This is a genomic window from Aminobacter sp. UC22_36 (assembly GCF_044056035.1).
Lineage (GTDB): Bacteria > Pseudomonadota > Alphaproteobacteria > Rhizobiales > Rhizobiaceae > Aminobacter.
The window spans coordinates 445360-453389 of record NZ_CP171995.1 but is presented as its reverse complement, the minus strand read 5'-3'; the positions used below and the strand labels follow the sequence as shown (position 1 = coordinate 453389).

General features: G+C 64.2%; 7 protein-coding genes. 6 read left to right on the top strand and 1 reads right to left on the bottom strand.

Annotation, left to right across the window (positions count from 1 at the left end; all coding sequences use genetic code 11):
• Window positions 1–451: 451 nt before the first annotated feature.
• Window positions 452–1297 (top strand): class I SAM-dependent methyltransferase, encoded by an 846-nt coding sequence (locus tag ACHMW7_RS02100; RefSeq protein ID WP_395446236.1) that lies wholly within the window; start codon window positions 452–454, stop codon window positions 1295–1297.
• Here the strand turns inward: ACHMW7_RS02100 and ACHMW7_RS02095 are convergent.
• On the bottom strand, window positions 1294–2286 hold the full coding sequence (locus ACHMW7_RS02095) for a LysR family transcriptional regulator (protein WP_395446235.1): 993 nt from the start codon (window positions 2284–2286) through the stop codon (window positions 1294–1296). The genes ACHMW7_RS02100 and ACHMW7_RS02095 overlap by 4 nt on opposite strands.
• On the opposite strand from ACHMW7_RS02095, the gene ACHMW7_RS02090 reads away from it, so the two are divergent.
• Genes ACHMW7_RS02090 through ACHMW7_RS02070 form a run of 5 tightly spaced genes read left to right on the top strand, consistent with a single transcriptional unit; the run spans window position 2285 to window position 8008 of the window.
• Window positions 2285–3736, top strand: a complete 1452-nt coding sequence (locus tag ACHMW7_RS02090; protein WP_395446234.1) for an aldehyde dehydrogenase family protein — start codon at window positions 2285–2287, stop codon at window positions 3734–3736. The two genes, ACHMW7_RS02095 and ACHMW7_RS02090, sit on opposite strands and share 2 nt — an antisense overlap.
• Before the next feature lie 4 nt (window positions 3737–3740).
• Window positions 3741–4736, top strand: coding sequence for a membrane dipeptidase (locus ACHMW7_RS02085; RefSeq protein ID WP_395446233.1), 996 nt, complete (start codon window positions 3741–3743; stop codon window positions 4734–4736).
• Between the two features lie 5 nt (window positions 4737–4741).
• Complete coding sequence (locus ACHMW7_RS02080) at window positions 4742–6427, top strand: hypothetical protein (RefSeq protein WP_395446232.1); 1686 nt, start codon at window positions 4742–4744, stop codon at window positions 6425–6427.
• Window positions 6424–6996 carry a DUF3726 domain-containing protein gene (locus ACHMW7_RS02075; RefSeq protein WP_395446231.1) on the top strand — a complete coding sequence of 191 codons (573 nt, stop codon included), beginning with the start codon at window positions 6424–6426 and terminating at the stop codon, window positions 6994–6996. Before ACHMW7_RS02080 ends, ACHMW7_RS02075 begins: the two co-directional genes overlap by 4 nt.
• A 10-nt stretch (window positions 6997–7006) precedes the next feature.
• The gene (locus tag ACHMW7_RS02070) at window positions 7007–8008 is read left to right on the top strand and encodes an Ldh family oxidoreductase (RefSeq protein ID WP_395446230.1); all 1002 of its coding nucleotides are present in this window, start codon (window positions 7007–7009) and stop codon (window positions 8006–8008) included.
• Window positions 8009–8030: the final 22 nt, after the last annotated feature.

Sequence of the window (8030 nt, the reverse complement as noted above, 5' to 3'; positions counted from 1 at the left end):
GACAACTGACGCGGGCGCGACCCGTGTCAGGACGATGGCTGTCGACAATCGCGCCAGGGGGGGCGCCCGAATGGAGATGGGCCTAGGGAAAATGTGCCGAAGCCCAGGCCAATGGGCATTCAATCCAGCAGCGAGAGCGCGCTTTCTCTTGGCAAGCGGGTCGAAGACTGAAGCGAGGGTCCTTGCTACTTCGGTTTCACTTTGGTGGCGCCAGCATCCTGCTGTGATCGTCGCCCATGGCGCCGAAATGTGCGTGTTTACCTCCGACAAGCGAGCCGATCGGACGAAGTGTGCCGCACGCATCGATGCCGGGCGCTCGTGATTGAAGGTTAGATCGGAGATCCCCGCAGAGAGAGCCGTTGCAGAGCGAATTTGGTTGTAACTTGCCGCAGCAGGTCCATGGTGATCCCAGTTTTAGGACGAGGAGCGCGTCACGGAAGGAAAAACGTGCATGTCCACGAACCTTGATCAGATCCGCGACCAGCAGCGTGCTACCTGGGATCGCTTTTCCGCCGGCTGGAAGAAATGGGATAGCCTAGTCTTGGGCTGGCTTGCACCTTTTGGCGAGGTGATGATCAGACACGCCAGCCTCCATGAAGATTCCCATGTCCTCGATGTTGCAGCCGGCACCGGTGAGCCAGGGCTCACTGCGGCGTCGCTTGTGCCGCGCGGTCGCGTGATCGTCACGGACCTCTCAGAGATAATGCTGGAGGTGGCCGCACAGAACGCTGTTCGTCGCGGTCTGCTGAATTTCGACACCAGACCTTGTGACGCCTGTGCACTGCCTTTCGTCGATGCAAGCTTCGACGCCGTCCTGTGTCGCTTTGGCTTCATGTTCTTCCCCGAAGTCGATTCAGCCGCGCGCGAGTTCGCACGCGTGGCAAAGCCGAACGCTCGAATTTGTGCCGCCGTGTGGAGCGCGCCGGCCAAGAATTCTTGGGCAACAACCATCATGGGTACAATTGCGCGCCATGTGGAGATGCCGCCGCCACAGCCAGGTTCGCCAGGCTTATTCCGCTGCGCGCCAGAAGGCCTGATGCGTTCCGCATTTGCCGCAGCGGGATTGCGCAACATAACCGAAGAGGAGGTGTCGACCGCCATGGTTCATGAGACGCCAGAGCAATACTGGGAATTCATGAATGATATTGCCGCGCCAGTCGTTGCCGGGCTCGCCAAAGCCGATGCGGATACAGCGGCGCAGATCCGGGCCGAAGTTCTCGAACTGGCAAGTCAGTTCATGCGTGACGGCAAAGTCCACTTGCTTTCGACTGCAACGGTTATCGTTGGCACGCGCTAAGGCCTGAGACGCTCTGCAACTAGCGCCGGGATTTCCCTTAAGGCGAAAGCGCGGAAGGCAGCTGCGACAGGCGAGGGCGGAACGTCGCGCCGTTCGACCAGTCCGACCTGTCGGCTTGCCGCGGCGTCGGCCAGTTCCAGAACTGCCACTCCGTCATGCGCCCCATGCGTGGTCAGCGACGGCAGGATGGTGAGGCCCAGTCCCGCCTTCACCAGCGCCACCAGCGACGTGACGTTGTAGACAGTGATCAACGATTGCGCTGAAATCTGTCTGTAGGCCTCCGCCTCTATCCGGTCAGAAGCCCCGTTGCGTATCAGCGTCGCTCCATTGAGGTCGCCCCATTCCACGGGCCGGCGCAAGCAGCAGAGATCGTGGTCGTCCTTGCAAAGCAGCTTGAAGCGGTCGCTGAAGAGCGGAGTGAACTCCACGCCGCCGCCGGCGCGGCTGTCGCCGGCAATGCCGATGTCGGCTACGCCGCTTTCCACCATGCGCCGCACCTGCGCGCTGTCGATGTCGAACAGCTCGACCTGCACCTGCGGCCGGGTTGCGAGGAACCGCTGCAGGATCGGCGGCAACACGTTCGTTGCGACCGAAGGCACCGAGGCGATCGACAGGCTGCCGATGCGGCTGTGCGCGAAGGCGCGCATGATGCTGACCGACTTGTCGAAACTGCGGATCTGCTCGCGGCCGAGATCGAGCATCAGGCTGCCAAGTGCGGTCAGGCTGTTCTTGCGGTCAGTCTGAAACAGCGGCCCTCCGATTTCGTCTTCCAGCTGCTTCAGCGTCATCGAAACGGCGGAAGCCGTGCGGCCGACCGCATCGGCGGCATCCTTGATGTTCCCGCTCTCGGCGACCGTGACAAAGACTCGCAATGCTTCCAGTTTGATCATGTCACCAACTTCAATTCTTCTGAAATTGATAACAGAAATATCTGCTTGATTGAAGCGGGGCGGTGACCGATTTTTCATCGGAGCAATGGAGACGAACATGGCAGAACGCTACGCCAATCTGATCGGCGGCCGGTGGCGGCAGGGCGAACGCTTTCACGAAAACCGCAACCCGTCCGATGTCACCGACCTGATCGGTCTTTATGCGCAGGCCGGTGCGGGCGATGTGGACGAGGCGGTTGCAGTTGGCCGCGCGGCGATGTCAGCCTGGCGGGCGACCGGGCTCGAACAGCGCCAGGCGATGCTCAACCGGATCGGCATGGAACTGATGGAACGCTCGGCCGAGCTCGGCGAACTGCTGTCGCGCGAAGAGGGCAAGCCGCTCGCCGAGGGTCGCGGCGAGGTTTTTCGCGCCGGGCAGTTCTTTACCTATTATGCGGCCGAGGTGATGCGCCAGCTCGGCGAGAATGCTGACTCGGTGCGGCCCGGCATTGAGATCGACGTCCGCCGCGAGCCGATGGGGCTGGTGGCCGTCGTCTCGCCCTGGAACTTCCCGACCGCGACGGCCAGCTGGAAGATTGCCCCGGCACTCGCCTATGGCAACGCCGTGATCTGGAAGCCGGCCAACGAGACGCCGGCCTCGGCCTGGGCGCTTGCCGACATCATCCATCGCGCCGGCCTGCCGGACGGCGCGTTCCAGCTGCTGATGGGACCGGGTGCGGTCGTCGGCAATGGGCTCGCCGGGCACCGCGGCGTCGACGCCATCACCTTCACCGGCTCCTACGAGGTCGGCTGCCAGGTCGCCGTCGCCGCCGCCGCGAACCTGACGAAGTTTCAGCTCGAGCTCGGCTCCAAGAACGCCCTGCTTATCATGGAAGACGCGGACCTCGACCTCGCAGTGGCGGCGTCGATCGGCGGCGGTTATTCCGGCACGGGTCAGAAATGCACCGCTTCTTCGCGCCTTGTCGTGCATGAGAAGATCCACGACGCTTTCGTCGAGAACCTGGCCGCAGCGGTTGGCGGATTGAAGGTTGGCCATGCACTGGCAGCGAACACCCAGCTTGGCCCGGTCGTCAGCGAACGCCAGCTTGCCGCGAACCTCGCCTGGATGGACCGCGCGCGCGCGTCTGGCGCCGAGGTGGCGGTCGGCGGCGAACGGCTGCAGCTTGCCTATGATGGCTTCTATATGACGCCGTCGCTTTTGACCGGCACGACCAATGCGATGGACTTCAACCGCGAGGAAATGTTCGCGCCCATCGCCGCCGTACAGAAGGTCGGTTCCTACGAAGAGGGGCTTTCCGTCGTCAACGACACCCGCTTCGGCCTCGTCGCGGGCATCTTCACCCGCTCGCTCGCGAGAGCCACCCATTTCCGGCGACATGTCGAAACAGGCTGCGTCACCGTCAACCTGCCGACAGCGGGTACCGATTATCATGTGCCCTTCGGCGGGCGGAAGGATTCGAGTTTTGGCTCGCGCGAGCAGGGGCGATCGGCGGCCGAGTTCTACACCCAGGTCAAGACCGCCTATATCAGGGCGGGGGAGCCGGAGTAAGGCCATGGACACGATGATCGCCAGCCCTCTCGTCGACTGCCTGCAATATGCCAACTGGAGTCCGAGCGTCTTCGCCCAGATGCAAGCCGGCGGGGTGCACGCCGTCCATGCCACCATCGCCTATCACGAGAATTTCCGCGAAACGGTGGCGAACATCATCGCCTGGAACCGCCATTTCGAGCGCCATTCCGATCTCATCTTCCCCGGCCGTTCCGGCAGCGACATCGAACGCGCAATGCGGGAAGGGCGCACCGCCATCTTCTTTGGCTTGCAGAACCCGTCGCCGATCGAGGACGATATCGGCCTGATCGAGGTCTGCCACACGCTCGGCGTGCGTTTCATGCAGCTGAGCTACAACAATCAGTCATTGCTGGCCACCGGCTGCTACGAAGGGGAAGATCCCGGCATCACCCGCTTTGGGCGCCAGGCCATCGCCGAGATGAACCGGGTCGGCATGGTCATCGACATGAGCCATTCCGCCGAACGCTCTACCTTGGAGGCGATAGAGCTCTCCCAGCGGCCGATCGCCATCACCCACGCCAATCCGCATTGGTGGCATCCTGTCCTCCGCAACAAATCCGACACTGTGCTGAAGGCGCTGACGCGGTCGGGCGGTATGTTCGGCCTGTCGCTGTATCCTCACCATATGAAGGACGGATCGAACTGTACGCTGGAGAGTTTCTGCGCCATGGTCGCGGAGACCGCCTCGCGCTACGGCGTCGAACATGTCGGCATCGGTAGCGATCTCTGCCAGGACCAGCCGGATTCGGTGGTGACGTGGATGCGCAACGGCCGCTGGTCGAAGGTGCTGGACTACGGCGAAGGCTCGGCGGCGGCCGCGGGCTTTCCCCGGCAACCGGCCTGGTTCGCCAGCAACGCGGACCTCGGCAACCTGCGCGGCGGCCTACTGATGGCCGGCTTCTCCGAAGAGGAGGTGAGCGCCATCATGGGCGGCAACTGGCTGCGATTCTACAACGCGTCCTTCGGGCCGATGTCATGACCGACATGGCGCTCGACCTCAACACAGGGCTGGCGTTGGCGCTTCGTTCGCCTGATGTCGTCATGCGCCTGCGACGGATGGGCGCGTCTTTCCCGACACGCCTCAGCTTCCTGCGCAGCCTGATCCGGCGTCTGGCCTCCAGCGGTGCGACGGTGCGCCGCCCGCTCTGGCGCATGGACGACCGGGGTTTCGGCGACGCGGTCTATGCGCTCAAGCTGGGCGGGCATGACTACAGCCTCGTCGCCTTCTCCAGCCCGCTGCCTGACGAGCAGCGCTCCGACCGGGTGATCGCCGAGGCCTGGGACACGAGTTATGTGCTCTATGATGGCATTCCCGACGACGCCGAGATCGACCGGCTGCGGGCGAATGCGCCGCTGCAGGAGGCAGGCCGGTTCGGGCCGCGCGACCTGGTGCTGAGCCGCGCCAACAAATCTATGCGCTTCTTCGAACATGTCGCCAGCAGCCTGGCGCACGGGCGGCAGCCGGAAAGGGAGCGTCTCAGTGAGGTCGGCTACCTCCTGCGTACCACCGCCGTCTATGGCAACGGCAAGTTCGGCATCGCCGATCGCTTCGTGCTGGCGGCGCGCGAGGGGCTGGACGGGCCCTTCCAGGCGGAAATGCTGACGGTATGGCTGATCCGCGAGTTCTCCCACGATCTTGTCGAGCACGTCGCGCGGTGCCGCGCGCCAAAAACCTTCGTGCCGCTCGCGTCGCAGCTGCGTCGCCACATTGGGGTTGGCAATTCCACCGGTCTCGGCATGGCGCCGTTCCTGGCAAATCATCCGCTGCTGTTGAACAACTGGGTTCTCGCCCGCGAGACCGCGCTGGCGCGGGTGCGGTCCAAACCATACCTTAATGCCGCGGCATTGGACCGGCTGGCCGAGCTCTGGCGACAGGCGGGCATGCATCTCGATCAATGGTCGGTCGAGGACGATGCCTTGATGGCGCGCATCCTCGGCTTGCGCGGGGAATGGGCTGAAGCCCAAGCTTGGATCGACCCTGCAAGGCTGCGGGCCATGTCGTGTCCTGTCGCGTCGCTCCTCGATCGCTCGCAATTCATGTCCGTGGACTTTCAGGAGTTGCTTGCAGCGCTTGTCATCGAAATGGCGGGAGCTGAAAACGACGATCTTGTGGACAGCATGGCGGCGGTGCGGGAGGCGACGCTCCAGCTGGGCATGAGGCTTGGCGTACTTCGCGGGCTGCTGCGCGACCACTATGGCTGGGCCTTGGCCATCGCGTTCGACAAGCCGGCCGAAACTGCCCAATTCTGGTATGTCTCGGAGGAGAAGCTGGAGCCTCGGCTTGGCCGTCGCGCTTCCGAGCCCGGCGCGGATCTCGAACTTCCGCTCGACATCGCCCGACAGATACAGCGCCTTGCCGCCGACCTTGCAAACGAGCCGGGAACGCAGACTGTCGCCGCGTTCCTGGCCCGCTTCCCGCAGCATCGCCATGCGGTCCGCCGCATACAAGCGGCGGCCAACGCGCCCTATTCTGAAATCCGCGACAACCTGCTTTCGGAACGCTGCCGGCCGATCAACATGCTGCGCTGCAAGCTTGCCTTCTTCGGTGCATCGAAGTTCGACCCGCGCTCGGATCGCTGGACGCGCATCACGCTTTTTCAGGGCGCACCGACGGCGGGCGAAATCGCAGCCGGCGAAACCGACGATTGCTGGCTTCCGGTGCTGCGATGACGACGATCCTGCTTTCTTACAACGAAGTGCAGACGGTCGCCCGCAAGGCCGCCAGTGGAGCGGGACTGCCTTATGGTGTCGCGGAAGACATAGGTCAGGCTGCCGTCTGGCTTTCGGCGCGTGGCGTCGATGCCGTCCGGGTCGTTGTTGCAGCCCTTGCTGACGACCGGCAGACGATTCTCGCCGGCCAGGCGGCCATCGATGCGCTGTGCTGCGGCGAGACCGAAGAGGTCGTCCTCAAGGATCGGGATTGCGGCCTGCTGATCGGTCTGGCGGGTGTGGCGGCGATGAACGCGGGGTTGAGCTTCGCTGTGCGGCTTGGAAATGGCGATGTGGTGCCGCTCGTGCGGGTAAGCGATGTCGCCGGCCGGGTGCCGTCAGCGGCGGCCCTGCGCCTGATGTCCGATGATGTCGATGACGCGCCCGCCCGCTTCGGGGCACCGCGACCGGCGGCGACCGATGCAGGGGCCTATGCGGCAGCGCTCGGCCTGGCGGCGAAGACCCATGTGCCCGCTTCCGAATTGTCGCGCGCCCAGGGCGCCGGAGCGAGCGCAAGCGACAACGATTGAGGATGTCTCGGTGACGGAACGGATGATGACGCTCGCTGCGGTCGAGCAGCTGTGCCTGCGCGCCCTTACATCGGCGGGCGCCGGCGAAGACAATGCCGCCGCTGTCGCGCGCTCGACGATGTTGGCAGAGCGCGACGGCATCCGTAGCCACGGCCTGCTCTACGTGCCGATCTATGCGGAACATGTCCGCTGCGGGAAGGTCGATGGCAAGGCGCTGCCCGTCGTGTCGCAGCCGCGTTCCGGCGCCGTCGTCGTCGATGCGGGAACCGGCTTCGCCCATCCGGCGATCGATGCCGGATGGGATCGATTTATCGCCGCTGCGAGGCAGAACGGCATCGCAGCGATGACGGTATTCAATTCCTACAACTGCGGCGTGCTCGGTCATCACGCCGAGCGCATCGCCGAGGCGGGTCTGCTCGGCCTCTGCACCACCCATGCGCCGGCTTCCATAGCCCCACCCGGTGGGCGCGTTCCAGTCATCGGCACCAATCCGTTCGCGCTCGGTGTTCCCGAAGTGGGTGGGGTGGCACTCGTGCTCGATCAGTCGGCGAGCAAGGTAGCCAAATCGGAAATCCTGTTGCGCTCGCGCGAGGGCCGACCGATCGAACCAGGCTGGGCAATCGACGAGCATGGCGCTGCGACGCTCGATCCGGCTGCAGCGCTCAAGGGCTCGATGCTGCCGGCAGGCGGCCACAAGGGCTTCGGCGTCGGGCTTTTGGTGGAAATTCTCGCCTCCTGTCTTTCGGGGGCGGTTCTGAGCAAGGATGCGAGCCCGTTTTCCGGCACGGCGGGCGGGGCCCCGAGAACCGGCCAGTGTTTCATCGCCTTCGACACGTCGGCTTTCTCGACGGCCTTCTCTCACCAGGTTGCAAGTCTCCTCGACGCCATCGCGGCGCAAGCCAATGCCCGCCTTCCCGGCGCTGGCCGGCAGGCTGCGAGGCAGCGCACGGAGGGAGAGGGCGTGCTGGTCGATGCCGATCTGGTGAACCGGATCGACGCTCTCTGCCGCTAAAGTTTTTCTGAAATCCGGATCA